Below are 18630 nucleotides of genomic sequence, written 5' to 3'. Positions count from 1 at the left end.
GGTGCGAATCGTGCATCGCTTTTGGCGTCTCGGACCCCGGGTGTTGTGCACTCGTTATGCCTGGGCTGTGCCTCTGTCCCACTCGCACCTTCCGTCCCTTGTGTCCTATCGGCGCGCAGACATGCCTATATGCTTCATAAATCCCCTAAAATTGGGCATTCTTCGCATGTGGTGACCTTGGACGTACGGCCTCAGCTGCTCGACGCACTCTCCGCCCTCCGCGACCGTGTCGCCGCCGCACGCTTCCCGCTGCCCCTGGCGGGGGCGCCACGCGCGCGTGCCAACCGCGACGAACTACTCGCCCAGCTCGACGACTACTTGGTGCCCCGGCTCAGGCAGCCCGAAGCGCCGTTGCTGGCCGTCGTGGGCGGATCCACCGGTGCCGGCAAGTCGACGCTCGTCAACTCCCTCGTCGGACGGCGCGTCAGCGAGGCGGGCGTGCTGCGGCCGACGACCCGGACACCGGTGCTGGTGTGCCATCCGGAGGACCATCACTGGTTCAGCGGGATGCGCGTCCTGCCCGACCTCACGCGCGTGTGGGTGCCCCATCAGGAGCCGGCGGAGGACCTGTTGCTGCCCGGCGAGGACGGCAGACGCGTGCTGCGCGTCGAGACCGCCGACACCCTCCCGCCCGGCCTCGCCCTCCTCGACGCGCCCGACGTCGACTCCCTCGTCGCCGACAACCGCGTCCTCGCCGCCGAACTGATCTGCGCCGCCGACATCTGGGTGATGGTCACCACGGCCGCCCGCTACGCCGACGCCGTGCCCTGGCATCTGCTGCGCACCGCCAAGGAGTACGACGCGGCCCTCGTCACGGTCCTCGACCGCGTGCCCCACCAGGTCGTCTCCGAGGTGTCCCGGCAGTACGGCGCGCTGCTCACCAAGGCCGGCCTCGGCGACGTACCGCGCTTCACCGTGCCCGAACTGCCCGAGTCCGCCTGGGGCGGCGGACTGCTGCCGGCCTCCGCCGTGGCACCGCTGCGGACCTGGCTCGTCCACCACACCCAGGACCCCGGTGCCCGCCACAACGCGCTCGCCCGCACCGCCCACGGCGTCCTCGACTCGCTCAGGGCCCGGATGCCCGAACTGGCCAGCGCCACCGCGGCCCAGTACGCGGCTGCACTGCGCCTCACCTCGGCCGTCGAAGGGGCGTACGACAGCGAGTACGCGCGCGTGCGGGGCCGGCTGCAGAGCGGGGCCGTGCTCGCGGGCGACGCGCTCAAACGCTGGCGTGCCTTCCCGCTGGACTGCACCGCCGGCGAACTCCTGGACGCCCTCGTGGAGAGCCTCGGCGCGCTCCTGCTGTGCGCCGTCACCGCCGCCGACGAGCGCGTCGACGAGGCCTGGCGACGCGAACCGGCCGCCGGCGCACCGGTGCTGGCGGACCCCCACCCGTCACCGGAGAGCGCCGAACACCGCATCGGCATGGCGGTACGACGGTGGCGGCGCGAACTCGAGGAGTACGCCGAGGACGAGGTGCGCGCCCTGGAACGCGGAGCCGCACCCGACGTCGACGTCATCGCCGCCCTCGTCGCCACCGCCCTGCTGGGCGGCCGCAGGGCGCGCTCCGCGGGCGAGGGGCTCGCCGAACGGATCGGCGCCCACGGCGCGCTGCGGCTGCGCGACCGGGGCGGACGGCTGCTCGCCGAGCACCTGGACCGCGTGCTGCACAACGAACGCGAGCGCCGCCTCGCCCCCCTCGACGGACTCGACGTCCACGCCGAACCCCAGGCCGAACTCATCGCCGCGCTGTCCGTACTGCAGAAGGAGAGGTGACCGGTGACCGCCGTCACTGACCAGGACCACACGGGCAACAGGGATCACATGCAGCACGCCGACCACGCCGACCACGCCGACCATGCCGACCGCAGTGACCACACCAGTGAGCCGGCCGCGGAAAACACCGCCCCCAAGGAAGCCGCCCCCAAAGAGGCCGCCCCTGAAGAGGCCGAAGAGACGAACGCCCTTCCTGCAGAGGGCCCTTCCGCCGATGAGCTCTCAGCGGGCGGGGACAGGAGCGGGGACGGGAGCGGGGACGGGGACCGGGATGTGCAGAAGGCGGAGCCCGTACGGGCCGAGGAACGCTCTGCGGCGGCCGTCCCCGCGCGCGGGAGCAGCAGACAGCCCGGTCAGCCCGGTCAGCCCGGACGGTTCGGCCAGCCAAGCCAGCCAAGCCAGCCCAGCCAGCCCGGTCAGTCCGGCGACGACCGTACGGAATCCGTCGGCGCCTGGGACGACGGTCTGATCGCCCGCCGGGTCAACGAGGCCGCCGCAGAGCAGGCCGCCGTCGTGGAGACCCGGGTGAGCGCGGCCAACGCACTGGCCTCGACCCCCCTCGCCTACGACGGCCCCCTACGCTCCCGCCTCGACGCGCTGCGGGAGTTGGTGGGACTCTCCCGCGCCCGGCTCGACAGCAGGACGCTCGCCGAGGCGGGCCGGGTCCTGGACGAGGCGGCGGCCCGGCGCAGACTCTCCGGACAGCACACCGTCGTCGCCATCGCGGGCGCGACGGGCAGCGGCAAGTCCCAGCTCTTCAACACCCTGGCCGGCGTGACCATCTCGGAGACGGGCGTACGGCGCCCGACCACCGCCGCGCCCATCGCGTGCAGTTGGAGCGACGGCGCGGCGACTCTCATCGACCGGCTCGGCATCCCGGGCCGGCTGCGCAGACGGCCGGTGCAGAGCGCCGAAGCGGAGGCGCAGCTGCGCGGGCTCGTCCTGATCGACCTGCCCGACCACGACTCGGCGGCCGTGCAGCACCGCGAGCAGGTCGATCGCGTCCTGGCGCTCGTCGACGCCGTCATCTGGGTCGTCGACCCCGAGAAGTACGCCGACGCCATGCTCCACGAGCGCTATCTGCGGCCCATGGCGGGCCACGCGGAGGTCATGTTCGTCGTCCTCAACCAGGTCGACCGGCTCCCCGGCGAGGCCGCCGAACTGGTCCTCGACGACCTGCGGCGACTGCTCGACGAGGACGGCATCGCGCTCGGCGAGTACGGCGAACCGGGTGCGACCGTACTCGCGCTGTCCGCGCTCACCGGGGACGGCGTCGGCGAACTGCGCGAGCTGCTCGGCCAGTTCGTCGGGGAGCGCGGCGCCGCGGCACGCCGGGTCTCGGCCGACGTGGACGCGGCCGCCGCCCGACTGCGGCCCGTCTACGTCACCGGGCAGCGCACCGGGCTCAGCGAGGAGGCCCGGGACGAGTTCGCCGCCCGGCTTGCGGACGCGGTGGGCGCCACCGCCGCCGGCGAGGCGGCCGAACGCGCCTGGCTGCGCAACGCCAACCGCGCCTGCGGGACGCCCTGGCTGCGGCTGTGGCGCTGGCACCAGGAACGGCGCGACCCTCCCACCGGACGGATCCCCCTGCGCACCCAGGCCGACGAGGAGGCCACGGCGCGCCAGCGCGTGGAACAGGCGGTGCGGACGGTGTCCGACCGGGCCTCGTCGGGGCTGCCCGCGCCCTGGGCACAGGCGGTGCGGGAGGCGGCCGTACGCGGGTCGCAGGGGCTGCCGGAGGCGCTGGACGAGCTGGCCGTGCGGGCCGGGCTGCCTGCGGGGCGGCCGCCGAGGCCGGGCTGGTGGCCGGCGGCCGTGCTGGCGCAGGCGTCCATGACGCTGCTCCAGATCGTCGGCGGGCTGTGGCTGGTCGGCCAGATCGCCCAGGTGATGGCACCGAACCTGGGGGTTCCGGTGCTGCTGATGGTGGCCGGCATCATCGGCGGCCCGCTCGTCGAGTGGAGCTGCCGGATGGCGGCGCGGGGCCCTGCCCGACGGTACGGACAGGACGCGGAACGCCGCCTGAGAGAGGCCGCCGCCGGGTGCGGACGGGCTCGCGTACTGGACCCCGTGGCCGCGGAGTTGCTGCGCTACCGGGAGGTGCGGGAGCAGTACGGGCGGGTGACGGGGGCGGGGGTCGGTGCTCGGTGAGGGGTGATCCACTCGCGGGATGCGGGGCGTCACTCGTCCGGGTGGCGGAGTTTTCCACAAGGGGCTGGTGATCCACAGGGCTCGGCGGGCTCGGACCGGCGGAGGCAGTCTGGCTGCACGGCGATCGCGGTGGACGCGGTCGCTGCGGGAGCGGCGGTGCGCGGCGCGAGGCGGACACCTCGCGGACGCGACCGCCGCGGCAGACGCAGCCGTACGGGACGGGCCCGTAGGCGTATCCGCCCGGCGGGACGGTCCGGGCGACGGGAGGGGTTGGCTATGAACGAGACGCTGGTCTGCGCGGTGGGCAACGTGGCGACGCGGCCGGTCTACCGGGATCTGGCGACGGGCGCGTCGGCGAGGTTCCGGCTGGCGGTCACCTCGCGCTACTGGGACCGGGAGAAGAGCGCCTGGGCCGACGGGCACACCAACTTCTTCACGGTGTGGGCCAACCGGCAACTGGCCACGAACGCGCAGGCCTCGCTGAACGTCGGGGACCCGGTGATCGTGCAGGGCAGGCTGAAGGTGCGCACGGAGGTCCGGGACGGGCAGCAGACCTGGACGTCGGCGGACATCGACGCCGTCGCGATCGGCCACGATCTGGCGCGGGGCACATCGGCCTTCCGCCGCGTGGGCAGGCCCGAACCGGCGGCCGCCGGCTCACCGCAGCAGCCGGAACCGGACTGGGAGACGCCGACCGTGGATGTCACAGCAGGCGAGCGGGAGACCCGACAGCAGCGCGAGCCGGTGGCGGTGACGTGATGTCAAGAAGTGCCCTGAGCTGACGGGGATACGGCTTATCGGCGGACTCCTTCCGGATGACCCGGTGGATTTGTCGATAAGCCCTGCCCGCAGACGATCTTGGGGATAACGATTCCGAGTCGGATCGGCGATCGGATGAGATGACCGGGAGGCGCGGTCCGCCGCGTCTCTAGGATGCCGAACGTAGCTCATGGGGCTTGGCTCATGAGGCTTCTGATTCTGCTGGTGGGACCGTACCGCCCCACACCAACGGGTCCCACTCGAAGGGGAATTGTGTGATTTCTTCGTTCTCTGCGCCGTTCGCGCGCGGGCGAGGGGCGCTCCGCCTCGCCGCGGCGACGCTGGCGTCCGGATGCCTCGCGGCCGTCGTGCTCGCCACCGCGGGCCCGGCCGTCGCCGACGGGACGGCGGTGCAGAGCGAGGGCGGAGCCACCGCGACGATAGGCGGCCTCAAGACGTTCGGCGCCGCCGTGATCCACGCCGACGGCGGGGACCAGGAGGTCTCGGCGGGCCTGTTCGAGATGTCCGTCGAGGGCGGCGGCACCCTGCAGACCTACTGCGTCGATCTGCGCAACCCCACGCAGAAGGACGCCAAGTACCACGAGACGCCCTGGAGCGGCACCTCGCTGGGCGTCAACAAGGACGCGGGCCGCATCCGTTGGATCCTGCAGAACTCCTACCCCCAGGTCAACGACCTCGCCTCGCTCGCGCGGAAGGCCGGCGTCGACGCCCTCACCGAGCAGGACGCGGCGGCCGGCACCCAGGTGGCCATCTGGCGCTACTCGGACGGCGCCGACGTCGACGCCGTCGACCCGCAGGCCGAGCGGCTCGCGGACTATCTGCAGAAGGCCGCCGACGACATGGCCGAGCCCCAGGCGTCCCTGACCCTGGACGTGCCGGCCGTCGCCGGACGCCCCGGCGAGATGCTCGGCCCGGTGACGGTGCACACCAACGCGAGCGCGGTCACGGTGACGCCGCCGATGGACGCGGCCACCAGCGGGGTGCGGATCGTCGGCAAGGACGGCACGGGCGTGACGTCCGCGAAGGACGGCAGCCAGCTGTTCTTCGACGTGCCCGCCGACGCCGACGCCGGCTCGGCCGAGCTGACCGTCCAGGCCTCCACCACCGTCCCGGTCGGCCGCGCCTTCGCCTCCGAGAGCCGCAGCCAGACGCAGATCCTGGCCGGCTCCAGCGAGTCGACGGTGTCGGCGACGGCGAGCGCGACCTGGGCGAAGCAGGGCGCCGTACCGGCACTGTCCGTGACGAAGAACTGCACCGAGGGCGGCCTGGACCTCACCGCGGCCAACCAGGGCGACGAGGCGTTCACCTTCGAGCTGATGGGCTCCGAGCACAGCGTTCCGGCGGGCGCCTCCCAGACGGTGACGGTCGCGCTCCAGGAGGACCAGGCGTACGACTTCACGATCACCGGCCTGCAGGGCAGCGAGAACCGCTTCACCGGCGTCCTGGACTGCCAGGTCCAGGCCGACGAAACCGGCCTCACCACCCAGACCCTCAGCGAACCCGGCCCGGCCACCGTGGGCGGCGTCTCCACCGACGACACCAACCTCGCCGAAACAGGCGCCTCCAGCGCGACCCCCCTCATCGCGGGCACCGCCATCGGCCTGGTGGTCATCGGCGGAGCGGCGCTGCTGCTGGTGGGACGCAAGGAGAACGGGACACAGGACTGAGGCCGTGGCGGGCCTGTCTGCCCACGGTCATGCGGCAGGGGGACCGTGAGCAGGAGACGCTATGTCGCCAGGGGCGTGCCGGGCGGCTACCGCATCTGGGACAACCGAGGACGCCGATGGTGGGGCGACCTCTACGAGCTGTGCCCGGACGATCTTCTGACCGAACTCAACGGCCAGGCTGACCAGGAAAGGATCACGGCGCTCATGAAGCGGTACAGAGCCCGGAAAAGGTAGCCGCCGCCCCTCGCCGTCGGGGCCTGTGACGAACAGCGGACGCGGACGGCTTCAGCGAGGGGCCCGTGCAGGCCCATACTGGTGACAATGACAAAGCCAGCTGCACCGAAGCGCTATTTGCCTACCAGCCCCTTCAAGGCCCCGGTCGCGCCGTCTCCCAAGCATTTCGCCGTGGGCGACCAGGTCACACACGACATGTACGGCCTCGGCCGAGTGATCGGCATCGAGGAGGGAATCGCCGTGCTCGTGGATTTCGGCTCGGCACAAGAGCGGATCCTGAGTCCGTACGCCAAGATGAGCAAGCTGTAGGACCGCCGTGCCCGGTCACGGCACGCCAGGTCCCTTCCTGGCTCTGTAACGAATGGGAGACCTCTCATCGACCTGACCTCGCTGTTCTCCGCCCCGGAAGGGGCACCCAGCTCCACCGCCACCGCATCGCCGACCCCGACGACGAACCCCTTTCAGGCCCCGGACTTCGGGGAGAACGACACCTACCTCCTCGAGGACGCACAGGCCTCCCTCTCAGCCATGAGCCCGGCCCAACGCAAGGCAGGCTAGCTCCGGAGAACGGGCAAGCTTGCAGGAAGCGAGCCCTTCTCCCCCCACCCGCAGGGGCCGCTGCGGACTGGAGGGGAGCGAGGGAGATCCGCGGGGCAGCCCCGGGCAGGTCGTGGTGAGCCGATCGTGGCGGGCCGGATGACGCCTCGGCGGGGAGGCGCCGGCCGCACATCAGGGTGCAGCCGGACGGGGACATCGACCCGCTGATGGCGGACCACTACAGCCCGGGGCGGTCGGCCCGGGTCGAACATCAGACCACGAGTGCGGGGAAACGCCCCCGCGCACCACCGCCGGTCACCAGCTCATGTGGCCGGCCGCTGGTACGTCCCGCCGGCGCACAGCCGCCCACCGGCCGGGTCAACGGTGCTCGCCACCACGCCCCGAGGAGCGGGGGCGGTCGCCGCCATACGTTCGGGACTCGAGGCGGCGCCAGAGGCGGATCACCAGATGGGTGCCGACGGCGGCCGGGACGAGGACGCCGGCAATCCATGTCGTGCGCAGCCGGATGTCGCTCCACGACACCGCCGTCTCCCAGGCGTGAGGCAGACCGATGAGGATCAGCGAGGTCAGCAGCGAGAGGGCGACCGACGACACCACGGCGGCAGCCAGGTAGGCGATCCATCCGGGGACGCGACGATCGCGTTTCCCCAGCCACCTGAAGACGAGAGCATGGGTGGGGACCACACCGGCGATGGCCGTGAGGCACGCCAGCATCACCACTGACAGAAAGTTGCCGTCGTATCCGGTCATCGGCCCCAGTGCGCCGAGCACCAGAGCAGACAGAGCGAGTCCCACCCACCAGACCCTCGCGAGGTCTCGTTCCACGCTGCCCCCCTCGTCGCTTCGTGGGCGCATTGTCGTTCAGGGCGGACGACGAGCAACAGGTGGGGGAGCATGGCGATGAGACGCCGACCTCGGAGGGCGCTAGACAGTTCCGACGACAGGGCTCCGGCGCTCGAGCAGTACGACGTCGCGCCATGCGCCTCGGTGTCGGCCGATGCGTTCGCGGGTCCCGATCACGCGGAATCCCGCCTTTCGGTGGAGGGCGAGGCTGGCGGTGTTCTCGGGAAAGACGCCGGATTGGATCGTCCAGATGCCCGCGGCTTCGGTGGACATGATCAGTTGGCGGAGCAGTGCGGCACCGACGCCGTGACCACGTGCGGCCGGGTGGACGTACACCGAGTGCTCGACGACGCCGGCATGCGCGCACCGATCGGAGACCGGCGCCGCGGCGACCCAGCCCAGCACCCTGCCGGCATCGCCGAGAGCCACGTGCCGGTGTTGGGGCAGCTTGGCGGCGTCGAACTCTGCCCAGGTGGGAGCGGTGGTCTCGAAGGTGGCGTCGCCCTCGTCGATGCCGAGTCGGTAGATCGTCAGGATCTCGTCCGTATGCTCGGCCGCCATCGTGGTGATGTGGATTTCGCCCGCCGTGCTCACGGCCGGCTCTCCGGGGCGATCTCGTCGACCAGGGCGCGAATCCGCTTCTCGATCTCGTCTCGGATGGGGCGGACGGCTTCGACTCCCTGCCCGGCGGGGTCGGGGAGCTCCCAGTCGAGGTAGCGCTTGCCGGGGAAGAAGGGGCAGGTGTCGCCGCAGCCCATCGTGATCACGACGTCGGACGCCTGTACCGCCTCCACGGTGAGCACCTTGGGGACCTCGGCGGAGATGTCGATACCCGCCTCGGTCATGGCTTCGACGACGGCGGGGTTGACGGTGTCGGCGGGGGCGGAACCGGCGGAGCGCACCTGGACGCGGTCGCCCGCCAGGTGGGTGAGGAAGGCGGCGGCCATCTGTGAGCGTCCGGCGTTGTGGACGCAGACGAACAGGACGGACGGGCGCTCGGCGGGTGTGGTCACGGCGGGTCTCTTTCTGAGCGGCGTGGGTCAGGAACTGGAGGGAGCGGCGAGTCCGGGTTCGCCCTGGGCGAGAACCGTGCCGGTAGGGGCCGGGGCGGTAGGGGCCGGGGCGGGGTGGGCGGCGAACACGGCGGCCGTCAGCCCCAGGCCGAGTACGGCACCGGCGATCTGCGCTGCGACGAACGGCCCGACCGAGGCCGGCGCGATGCCGGCGAAGGTGTCCGTGAAGGCGCGACCGATGGTGACGGCAGGGTTGGCGAAGGATGTGGAGGACGTGAACCAGTACGCCGCACCGATGTAGGACGCCACGGCGGCCGGTGCGAGGTGGGCGCGGCCCGAGCGCCCGAGCCCGAAGATCAGCAGGACGAGCCCTGCGGTCGCGACCAGCTCGCCGAGCCACAGGTGACCGGCGGAGCGGTCATGGGTGGACCACTGCACCAGGGGCCTGGCGAACATGGCGTCGGCCAGGACGGCGCCGCCGATCGCTCCGGCGGTCTGGGCAGGGATGTACGCGGCCACGTCCCGGAGGGACGGGCCACCGGGGGTGCGGCGGCCGGTGAACCAGGCCACGAGCGTGACGACGGGGTTGAAGTGCGCTCCCGAGACCGGGCCGAACAGCGTGATCAGGACGCCCAGCCCGAACACGGTGGCGAGCGAGTTGGCCAGCAACTGAACGCCGACGTCATCGGTGAGCTCGGTGGCCTGGATGCCGGAACCGACCACCACCGCGACCAGGGCCGCTGAGCCCACGCCCTCGGCCAGGACCCGACGGCTCAGCGTGGGGCTCACGCGGTCGCCTCCGCTGTCTGCGAGGTCTGCAGGAAGGTGGCCAGCCGGTCGAAGGCGTCGGGCAAGACCCAGTAGTAGACCCAGGTGCCGCGACGCTCGCAGTCGATCAGGCCCGCCTGCCGGAGCAGCTTGAGGTGGTGCGAGATCGTCGGTTGGGACAGATCGAACGCCGGGGTCAGGTCGCATACGCACACCTCGCCGCCCGCACGCGAAGCGATCATGGACAGCAGGCGCAGCCGGACCGGGTCACCCAGCGCCTTGAAGGTCTTCGCCAGGTCGGCCGCTTGTTCCTCGCCCAACGGGGCGGCCAGGGACGCCGAGCAGCAGGCACCGTCTGCCGTGTCCTGGCCGAGGACCACGAGTTCTTGCTTCGACATGCTTCTATGTTGACGTTTTTCGATTCAAGACGCAAGCTTGTATCGACAGACATCAATGCAAGCAGATGGGAATCGTGCCATGTCCCGTGCCCAGCTCGCCCTGCGCGTCAGCGACCTCGAAGCGTCGATCACCTTCTACACGAAGCTCTTCGGCACCGAACCGGCCAAGCGGCGCGAGGGCTACGCCAACTTCGCCATCGCCGAGCCCCCGCTCAAGCTCGTCCTGATCGAAGGCGAGCCCGGCGAGGAAACCCGCCTCGACCACCTCGGCGTCGAGGTGGAGTCCACCGACCAGGTCAACGCGGCCACCAGCCGCCTGAAGGACGCCGGCCTGGCCACCTTCGAGGAGAACGACACCTCCTGCTGCTACGCCCTCCAGGACAAGGTGTGGGTCCATGGCCCCGGCAAGGAGCCCTGGGAGGTCTACGTGGTCAAGGCCCACGCCGACACCCTCGGCAAGAGCGCCGCCCCGGACGCCACCGGCGACGGCTGCTGCACCAGCCAGGCCACGGACGAGCTTCCTGCAGCAACAGGCTGCGGCTGCGGCTGACGAAGGGGAGCGGTTCGCCGTTGTTCTCGATGGTGCCGCTGTCCGGTGACAGGCTCAGGGAGGGGGTCGGGCGTCCGTCCTCCCGGACCGCGAAGGCGGGCCGGTCGCCGGTCGCCGGCGCTGACATCGCCATGGGGCTCGGGCCGGTTGCCGTGCCGGGCCGTCCCAGGGCCGGCCGGCGTCCCCCGAGGTCACTCGCCGACGACCGACAGTGACAGACGACCCGCCGCCGTAAACATCGAACCCCCAGGTCAGCCGTCCCCCGCCAATCGGGTTAACACCCGGGGGTAGACCTCAGGCAAGATGGGGTGTATCTGCCCACTGCCAGATTTCAAGCTGCCGGACGGTTTCTCTTGGCTGAGTACATCTACACCATGCGCAAGACACGCAAGGCACACGGCGACAAGGTGATCCTTGACGACGTGACGCTGAGCTTCCTGCCCGGCGCGAAGATCGGTGTGGTCGGACCTAACGGTGCCGGTAAGTCCACCGTTCTCAAGATCATGGCGGGGCTCGAGCAGCCCTCCAACGGTGACGCGTTCCTGTCGCCCGGCTACAGCGTCGGGATGCTGCTCCAGGAGCCGCCGCTCGACGAGTCCAAGACGGTCCTGGAGAACGTGCAGGACGGCGCCGCCGAGATCATGGGCAAGCTCAAGCGCTTCAACGAGGTCGCCGAGCTGATGGCGACCGACTACTCCGACGCGCTGCTCGACGAGATGGGCAAGCTCCAGGAGGACCTCGACCACGCCAACGCGTGGGACCTGGACACCCAGCTCGAGCAGGCCATGGACGCCCTGGGCTGCCCGCCCGGCGACTGGGCCGTCACCAACCTCTCCGGCGGTGAGCGCCGCCGCGTGGCGCTGTGCAAGCTGCTGCTGGAGGCCCCCGACCTGCTGCTGCTCGACGAGCCCACCAACCACCTGGACGCCGAGTCCGTGCAGTGGCTGGAGCAGCACCTCGCCAAGTACCCCGGCACCGTCGTCGCCGTCACCCACGACCGGTACTTCCTCGACAACGTCGCCGAGTGGATCCTCGAGCTCGACCGCGGCCGCGCGCACCCCTACGAGGGCAACTACTCCACGTACCTCGACAAGAAGGCCTCCCGCCTCAAGGTCGAGGGCCAGAAGGACGCCAAGCGGGCGAAGCGGCTCAAGGAAGAGCTGGAGTGGGTTCGCTCCAACGCCAAGGGGCGTCAGGCCAAGTCCAAGGCGCGTCTGTCCCGCTACGAGGAGATGGCCGCCGAGGCGGACAAGATGCGGAAGCTGGACTTCGAGGAGATCCAGATCCCGCCGGGCCCGCGTCTGGGCTCCGTCGTCGTGGAGGTCACCGGCCTCTCCAAGGCGTTCGGCGACAAGGTCCTCATCGACGACCTCTCCTTCACGTTGCCGCGTAACGGCATCGTCGGCGTCATCGGCCCGAACGGCGCCGGCAAGACCACCCTCTTCAAGATGATCCAGGGTCTGGAGACCCCGGACTCCGGTTCGATCAAGGTCGGCGAGACCGTCAAGATCTCCTACGTCGACCAGAGCCGCGAGAACATCGACCCGAAGAAGTCCCTGTGGGCCGTGGTCAGCGACGAGCTGGACTACATCAACGTGGGCCAGGTCGAGATGCCGTCCCGCGCCTACGTCTCCGCCTTCGGCTTCAAGGGCCCCGACCAGCAGAAGCCGGCCGGCGTCCTCTCCGGCGGCGAGCGCAACCGCCTCAACCTCGCGCTCACTCTCAAGCAGGGCGGCAACCTGCTCCTCCTCGACGAGCCGACCAACGACCTCGACGTGGAGACCCTGTCCTCCCTCGAGAACGCGCTGCTGGAGTTCCCGGGCGCGGCCGTGGTCGTCTCCCACGACCGCTGGTTCCTGGACCGAGTCGCGACGCACATCCTCGCCTACGAGGGCGACTCCAAGTGGTTCTGGTTCGAGGGCAACTTCGAGTCGTACGAGAAGAACAAGGTCGAGCGACTCGGCGCCGACGCCGCGCGTCCGCACCGTGCCACCTACAAGAAGCTGACCCGGGGCTGATCGATCTTGCGGCACATCTACCGCTGCCCACTGCGCTGGGCGGACATGGACGCGTACGGCCACGTCAACAACGTGGTCTTCCTCCGCTACCTGGAGGAAGCCCGTATCGACTTCCTGTTCCGTCCGGAGAAGGACTTCAAGCAGGGGTCCGTGGTGGCACGCCACGAGATCGACTACAAGCGGCAGCTCGTCCACCGGCACACGCCCGTGGACATCGAGCTGTGGATCACGGAGATAAGGGCGGCGTCCTTCACCATCACCTACGAGGTGAAGGACGGCGACCAGGTCTACGTCCGTGCCTCGACGGTGGTCGTGCCGTTCGACTTCGAGGCCGAGCGGCCGCGCCGGCTCACGGGCGAGGAGCGCGAGTTCCTTCAGGAGTACCGGGACGACGCCGAGAAGGCCGTCGCCGCATGACGGTGCTGCACCTCGCCGACGAGGGGGAGGCGGCGGACCTCGCGGCCTTCCTCTCCCGGCTGCTCCACTACGACCGTGGAGCAGCGGTCCGGCTGCAGGCGGCCGGCACCGCGCTCGCCGTCTTCGGCCGCCCGCCGTCCTTCGAGGTGCTCGCCATCCGCACGGTACGGCTGGCCAAGCCGTACGAGAACGGGCTCGACGTCACGCTGGACGTCACCGTGTCCGCGGGCGAGCTGCTGGAGACGGTGGACGAGCTCGCGGCCACGGCCGGGGTGCCCGGCACGGTGACCGGGCCGCCGTGGGCCGGTGTGCTGCCGCCCCGGGGCGGGTGGCGGCCCGAGGAGGGGCTGCCCGCGCCGGACGCGCTGCGCGCGATGGTCGGCGCGGCCGTCGCCGAATTCCGGGGCCGCACTGAGGAGTTGACGGCAGAACGCCGTACCCGGGCCGAACTCGACCGCATCGGTCGGGAGATCTGGTCCCGGACGGTCGGCGACACCGGCCTTCCCGTGCGCGCCGTGCACGCGGCGCAGTCCCTGGGCTTCCTGCGCCCGGCCGAAGCTCCGGGAGCGGGTACCGAAGTCGCCGGTCTGTTCTCCTCCGGAGCCTGGCTCCGGCTGCGGACGCCCTACGGATCCGTCGCCGTACGGCGGGCAGGGCTCGGCGGCTTCGACCTCAGCGTCCGCTGACGGCCGCCGGGCGGGTCACTGCTCGGCCGTGTTCACCATCGAAGCCGCCGCGTACGTCAGGTAGTTCCACAGCGTCCGCTCGTGCTCCTCGGAGAGGCCGAGCTCGTCGACGGCGACCCGCATGTGCGTCAGCCAGGCGTCGTGCGCGGCCCGGTCGACGGCGAAGGGCGCGTGACGCATGCGCAGCCGCGGATGGCCGCGGTTCTCGCTGTACGTCGTCGGACCGCCCCAGTACTGCATCAGGAACAGCGCGAAACGCTCCTCGGCCGGGCCCAGGTCCTCCTCGGGATACATGGGCCGCAGGATCGGGTCCTCGGCCACTCCCTCGTAGAAACGGTGGACCAGTCGGCGGAAGGTCTCCTCCCCGCCGACCTGCTCGTAGAAGGTCTGCTCCTGAAGCGTGCCGCGCCGAATCTCTTTCACGTCCCCCATGGTCTCAGACGGGAAGACGGAGGACCGAAGGCTTAGGACCACCGGCGCACCACCGGCGCACCACCGGCGGACCACCGGGGCACCACCGGCGAACGGGCGCTCGCTTCCCGCCTCCTCCCAGCGCACAGTGGAGTCATGGGTCCGCATGCGCTCGGCAAGGACGGCACGTACGGCAAGTACGGCAAGTACGGCAAGGACGACAAGGGCGGCGAACACCTCGCCGACCTCGACGACCTCGCCGACTCGGCGCGGGCAGCGCTCGTGCGCGCGATCGAGGCGAGCGGGGCGTTCGCCGGCGACCCGCGCTGGCGGGAGGCCTTCGCGACGGTCCCGCGCCATCTGTTCGTGCCGTACTACTACGTCAGCGGAGTCGGCGGCTACCAGCGGATCTGGGGCGAGAGCCCCGACCCGCGCACCCGTGAGCGCTGGATGCGCGGCGCCTACGAGGACACCCCGCTGGCGACCCGACTGCGCGACGGCGAGCTGCTCTCCTCCAGCAGCCAGCCCTCGCTGATGGCGCTGATGCTGGCCGAGCTGCGGGTCGAGGACGGCGACCGGGTCCTGGAGATCGGCGCCGGAACCGGTTACAACGCGGCGCTGCTGGCGTACCGGCTCGGCGACGAGAACGTCACGACCGTCGACCTGGACCCGGAGATCGCCGAGTCCGCACGCAGTCATCTCGCCACCGCCGGACACCGCCCGGCGGTCGTGGTCGGCGACGGGGCGAGCGGGGCGCCGGAGCGGGCCCCCTTCGACCGGATCATGGCGACCTGCCAGCTGGCGTCGATCCCGCGCCCCTGGCTCGCCCAGAGCCGACCGGGGGCCCTGATCCTGACCCCGCTGGCCACCGGCCTGGTCGTGCTGACCGTCCGGGACGCCGGGCACGCCGAGGGCCGCTTCCTGCACACGCCCGCCTACTTCGTGCCCCTGCGCGGGGAGAGCCGGCCCTTGCCCGAGCCGGTCGCCCTCGCCGGGGTCCCGCACTGGGCCCGCGAGAGCGACCGCTTCCGCTTCCTGCTGTCCCTCACCCGAGGCGCCCTCGACCCCCAGGAGGCCCACGCCCTGTGGGAGCGCGAGGGCAGGCCCGACCGGCAGCGCTACGGCATCACGGTCGACGCCGATCACGCGTGGGCGTGGCTGGACGAGCCCGAGGGGCCGTACACCTGGCCCCTGCCGGGCTCGTCCAGCCGCGAAGCCCTCGAAGCCAGGTCCTAGCCGTGTCCTCGCCGGGTCCTAGACGCGAAGTCAGGTCCTAGCCGCGCCGGATCGTGATCGTCGTCCAGGCGCCCACGTGCACCCGGTCGCCGTCCTGGAGCGGTACCGGGACGAACGGCTGGATCGGTTCTTCGCCGTTGTTGACCGTCGTGCCGTTCGTGGAGTTCTGGTCCACGACCGCCCAGGTGCCGTCCGGCTGCTGGACGAGCACCGCGTGCTGGTGCGAGACGCCCGGGTCCTCCGGCGGAACCGACAGGTCTATGTCGGGGGTCTCGCCGGTGGAGTGGCGGCGGCGGCCGATGGTGATCTGGTTGCCGCTGAGCGTGCGCTGCTGCTCGGGCGAGTACGCGGGCAGGTTCAGGCCCGCGGCCTCGGGGCCCGAGCGGTGCATCATCGCCATGAAGTACGCGCGGTCCGGACCTATCGTCGCCGTCCAGGTCGCCGGCTGCTGCGAGTACGCCGGTCCGGGCGGGGGCGGCGCCTGGGTGGTGCCGGGCTGCGGATAGCCGTAACCGCCGCCCTGCGCACCGCCGGGACCGCGGGGCGCGCCCTGGCCGGGGCCCTGGCCAGGGCCTTGGTGCGACGGCGGGGAGATCACCCAGTCGTCGTCACCGCCGCCGAAGGGCGGACCGCCCTGTTGACCGCCCTGCTGCGGCGGCCGGCCCGTCTCCTGCGGGGGGAATCCGGGCGGGGCCTGCGGACCGGGGCGCTGGAAGGCCTGCGGGGCGGGAGGCATGCCGCCTGGGCCGCCCGGACCGCCCTGTCCACCCTGCCCACCGGGACCGCCGAAACCGCCAGGACCGCCGGTGGGCGGGTTCTGGCCGGGAGGCTGCGACACGGGACGCGGGTCCGGACCGCCGAAGCCGGAAGGACCGCCGGGTCGACCGGGCGGGGGACCGGGGGGACGGCCGCCCGGACCGCCGGGCTCCCGTCCGAAAGGATCGGCGGCGGGACCGGACGGACCGCCCGGACCGGAGGGGTCACGGCGGAAGGGGTCCGAGGGCTGGCCCGAGGGCTCGCGTCCGAAGGGGTCGGCGGGACGGCCGCCCGGACCGGAAGGCTCCCGTCCGAAGGGGTCCTGTCCGAAGGGGTCGGCCGACGGCTCACGCCCGTAGGCGCCGGGGCCGCCCGGACCGCCGGCAGGCCCGCCCGGGCCCGACGGCTCACGCCCGAAGGGACCGGGACCGCCGGGCTGACCCGGAGGGCCTCCGTGGCGGCCCGACGGCTCGCCGCCGAACGGCGGGATCGGCTCGGCGGGACGGTTCACCTGCGACGGGCGGGAGCCCTGGTACTCGAAGGAGTCACCGCCGCCGTAGGACGGGGGCGGCGGCTGGAAGCGGGCGTCGGGGCCGCCGGGACCCTGGCCGGGGCCGGGCGCCGGCGGGCGCGGGGCGGCCGGGGTGTACGAGGTCGCCGTGTTGGTCAGGAAGTTCCACCGGCACTCCTCGCAGAACGGCGCACCGCCCTCACGGGGCGTACGGCACTGCGGGCACAGCTCGGGCTCGCCGCCGTTCGGCGCCCCGGACAGGTGTCGGCCGTCGGGACGGCCGCCGGGGCCGGGCGGGGGCGGCGGGAAGCCGTACCCGCCCGCGGTCGGGGGCGGCGGGGGAGGGGGCGGGGGTACGGCACCGGCCATGCGGTGACCGCAGACCTCGCACCAGTCGTCGGAACCCGACTGGTGTCCGTTCGGGCAGGTCGGCATGTCGGCGCGTCCCCCTCTCTCCTTCGGTGTCCCAAAAGCTCGTTCAGGTCGTTCGGGTCACTTCTTTACACGAACAGTCTTTGTGGACCGGGTCTCGAGCGTCATCTCGTCGGCCTCCGCGACCTTCGCCTTCAGTCGCACAGTACCTGTCGTGGCGTCGACCACGTCCACCACCTTCGCAAGCAGTTTCGCAGTATCTCCGTTCCCCGAGGCGCTCGCGAGCTGAACGGCCCGGCCCAGTTTGGCCGTTGCTCCATCCATATCGCCCGCTTTGCGGAGATCCAGCCCTTGCTGGATGACTTGTGCCAGTTCCGCCTGGCCGGTGTAGTGGGCGACCTGGGGGTTGATCGACGTCGAGGCGGCCATGTCGTCCGTCCACACGGCACGTACGAGACCCGGCGTGCCCAGGTTCTGCACCGTCCCGTCCGGCTGTGGGATGACCAGGGACACGCGCGCGGCCAGCATCTCCTGGCCGACGCTCGCTGCCGGGACCTCGACGCACACGTGGTAGTCGCGGGACTCGTCGCCCCAGGAACCGGTGGGGTAGTCGCCCGCGCGCGGACCCGCCTCCGTACGGCGGTCGGTCAGCTCCTCGACCGTCGGCGCGACCTGCTTGACGAACTTGATCGTCGTGCCGACCGGGGTCCACAGCCGCAGGGCGACGTCGGCGACCTCCTTGCCCATCGCCGTCTCCATCATCTGCGTGAAGTCGGCGGCGAGGCCGGCCGGGTCGGCGACGATGTCGGCGGTGCCGAGCAGGGCGGACGCGATCCCTGTGACTTCTTTCACTTCCCAGTCGGTGCCCACACCACGGGCGTCACAGGTGAAACGTCCGGCGCAGTCGTCCAGGGCGGCCTTGAGGTCCTGCGGCGCCTCGTGCTCGTTGCGGCCGTCGGTGAGCAGGATGCCGTGCCGGATGGCGACGTCGGCGGTGGACAGCAGCCGGTCGGCCAGCCGCAGCCAGGTGCCGATCGCCGTGCCGCCGCCCGCGCTGAGCCGGCGCAGGGCCTGCTTGGCCTGGTCGCGGGTGGCTGCGTCGGCGACCGCGAGCCGCCCGCCGCCCGGATAGACCTCCTTGGCGATGTGCGTGCCGCCGATCAGCGCGAAGTGCACGCCGTCGCGCAGGGTGTCGACGGCGGCGGCCGTGGCGTCGCGGGCGTTGCGCATCTTGGTCGCCGGGTAGTCCATCGAGCCCGAACAGTCGACCATGATCGCCACGGCGGCGGACGGGCCCTGGCTCGTCGAGTACAGATGCGGCGAGGCGACCGCGCTGCCGACCGTGCCGCCGCCGGTGGCGGAGACCGTGACGATCGCGCTGACCTCGCGGCCGCCTTCCGGCAGGTACTCGTTCTGGTAGACGTCCATCGAGAACTGCGGCACGTTCGACTTCGAGAAATTGGCCATGACTGCTCAAATCCCCCT

At 71.6% G+C, this 18630-nt stretch carries 19 protein-coding genes; 11 read left to right on the top strand and 8 right to left on the bottom strand.

Features of this window, described 5'->3' with window-relative positions:
- Positions 1-168: 168 nt before the first annotated feature.
- The 6 genes from OG562_RS14890 (at position 169) to OG562_RS14865 (ending at position 6917) form a co-directional block, all read left to right on the top strand.
- Positions 169-1776 carry a dynamin family protein gene (locus OG562_RS14890; protein WP_266397547.1) on the top strand — a complete coding sequence of 536 codons (1608 nt, stop codon included), beginning with the start codon at positions 169-171 and terminating at the stop codon, positions 1774-1776.
- Positions 1777-1779: 3 nt separating this feature from the next.
- Positions 1780-3927 (top strand): YfjP family GTPase, encoded by a 2148-nt coding sequence (locus OG562_RS14885; RefSeq protein ID WP_266397545.1) that lies wholly within the window; start codon positions 1780-1782, stop codon positions 3925-3927.
- A 276-nt stretch (positions 3928-4203) separates the two neighbouring features.
- Positions 4204-4686 (top strand): single-stranded DNA-binding protein, encoded by a 483-nt coding sequence (locus tag OG562_RS14880; RefSeq protein WP_266397543.1) that lies wholly within the window; start codon positions 4204-4206, stop codon positions 4684-4686.
- Between the two features lie 275 nt (positions 4687-4961).
- Complete coding sequence (locus OG562_RS14875; RefSeq protein WP_266397541.1) at positions 4962-6374, top strand: TQXA domain-containing protein; 1413 nt, start codon at positions 4962-4964, stop codon at positions 6372-6374.
- A gap of 45 nt (positions 6375-6419) precedes the next feature.
- Positions 6420-6608, top strand: a complete 189-nt coding sequence (locus OG562_RS14870; RefSeq protein WP_266397539.1) for a hypothetical protein — start codon at positions 6420-6422, stop codon at positions 6606-6608.
- An 87-nt stretch (positions 6609-6695) separates the two neighbouring features.
- Positions 6696-6917, top strand: coding sequence for a hypothetical protein (locus OG562_RS14865; RefSeq protein ID WP_266397538.1), 222 nt, complete (start codon positions 6696-6698; stop codon positions 6915-6917).
- Between the two features lie 606 nt (positions 6918-7523).
- On the opposite strand, the gene OG562_RS14860 is transcribed toward OG562_RS14865, so the two are convergent.
- The 5 genes from OG562_RS14860 to OG562_RS14840 form a co-directional block, all read right to left on the bottom strand.
- Positions 7524-7991, bottom strand: a complete 468-nt coding sequence (locus tag OG562_RS14860; RefSeq protein ID WP_266397536.1) for a hypothetical protein — start codon at positions 7989-7991, stop codon at positions 7524-7526.
- A gap of 99 nt (positions 7992-8090) precedes the next feature.
- Positions 8091-8570 (bottom strand): GNAT family N-acetyltransferase, encoded by a 480-nt coding sequence (locus OG562_RS14855; RefSeq protein ID WP_266409268.1) that lies wholly within the window; start codon positions 8568-8570, stop codon positions 8091-8093.
- A gap of 29 nt (positions 8571-8599) precedes the next feature.
- Positions 8600-9022 carry an arsenate reductase ArsC gene (locus OG562_RS14850; RefSeq protein ID WP_266397535.1) on the bottom strand — a complete coding sequence of 141 codons (423 nt, stop codon included), beginning with the start codon at positions 9020-9022 and terminating at the stop codon, positions 8600-8602.
- Between the two features lie 27 nt (positions 9023-9049).
- Positions 9050-9811, bottom strand: a complete 762-nt coding sequence (locus OG562_RS14845; RefSeq protein WP_266397534.1) for an MIP/aquaporin family protein — start codon at positions 9809-9811, stop codon at positions 9050-9052.
- The gene (locus tag OG562_RS14840; RefSeq protein ID WP_266397533.1) at positions 9808-10188 is read right to left on the bottom strand and encodes a helix-turn-helix transcriptional regulator; all 381 of its coding nucleotides are present in this window, start codon (positions 10186-10188) and stop codon (positions 9808-9810) included. The genes OG562_RS14845 and OG562_RS14840 overlap by 4 nt, the downstream gene beginning before the upstream one ends.
- 79 nt (positions 10189-10267) lie before the next feature.
- Between OG562_RS14840 and OG562_RS14835 the strand changes: the two genes are divergently transcribed.
- The 4 genes from OG562_RS14835 to OG562_RS14820 all read left to right on the top strand — a co-directional run bounded on the left by OG562_RS14835 (position 10268) and on the right by OG562_RS14820 (position 13859).
- Positions 10268-10738, top strand: a complete 471-nt coding sequence (locus OG562_RS14835) for an ArsI/CadI family heavy metal resistance metalloenzyme (RefSeq protein ID WP_266397532.1) — start codon at positions 10268-10270, stop codon at positions 10736-10738.
- A gap of 353 nt (positions 10739-11091) precedes the next feature.
- Positions 11092-12756, top strand: a complete 1665-nt coding sequence (ettA, locus tag OG562_RS14830) for an energy-dependent translational throttle protein EttA (protein ID WP_266397531.1) — start codon at positions 11092-11094, stop codon at positions 12754-12756.
- A 6-nt stretch (positions 12757-12762) separates the two neighbouring features.
- Positions 12763-13173, top strand: a complete 411-nt coding sequence (locus OG562_RS14825) for a thioesterase family protein (protein WP_266397529.1) — start codon at positions 12763-12765, stop codon at positions 13171-13173.
- Positions 13170-13859 carry a hypothetical protein gene (locus OG562_RS14820; protein ID WP_266397528.1) on the top strand — a complete coding sequence of 230 codons (690 nt, stop codon included), beginning with the start codon at positions 13170-13172 and terminating at the stop codon, positions 13857-13859. Before OG562_RS14825 ends, OG562_RS14820 begins: the two co-directional genes overlap by 4 nt.
- Positions 13860-13874: 15 nt before the next feature.
- Here the strand turns inward: OG562_RS14820 and OG562_RS14815 are convergent, their stop codons facing one another.
- Entirely contained in the window at positions 13875-14291 is a 417-nt protein-coding gene (locus tag OG562_RS14815) for a globin (protein WP_266397527.1), read from the bottom strand.
- Between the two features lie 135 nt (positions 14292-14426).
- On the opposite strand from OG562_RS14815, the gene OG562_RS14810 reads away from it, so the two are divergent.
- Positions 14427-15506: a methyltransferase domain-containing protein gene (locus OG562_RS14810; protein WP_266397525.1), complete on the top strand. Its 1080-nt coding sequence runs from the start codon at positions 14427-14429 to the stop codon at positions 15504-15506.
- A gap of 37 nt (positions 15507-15543) precedes the next feature.
- On the opposite strand, the gene OG562_RS14805 is transcribed toward OG562_RS14810, so the two are convergent.
- Together OG562_RS14805 and OG562_RS14800 are read right to left on the bottom strand one after the other, a co-directional pair.
- Positions 15544-17208, bottom strand: coding sequence for an FHA domain-containing protein (locus tag OG562_RS14805; protein ID WP_266397524.1), 1665 nt, complete (start codon positions 17206-17208; stop codon positions 15544-15546).
- 57 nt (positions 17209-17265) lie between these two features.
- Entirely contained in the window at positions 17266-18612 is a 1347-nt protein-coding gene (locus OG562_RS14800) for a VWA domain-containing protein (RefSeq protein ID WP_266397523.1), read from the bottom strand.
- Between the last annotated feature and the right edge of the window lie 18 nt (positions 18613-18630).

This window comes from Streptomyces sp. NBC_01275 (assembly GCF_026340655.1).
Lineage (GTDB): Bacteria > Actinomycetota > Actinomycetes > Streptomycetales > Streptomycetaceae > Streptomyces.
This window is presented reverse-complemented; position numbering and strand designations above follow the sequence as displayed.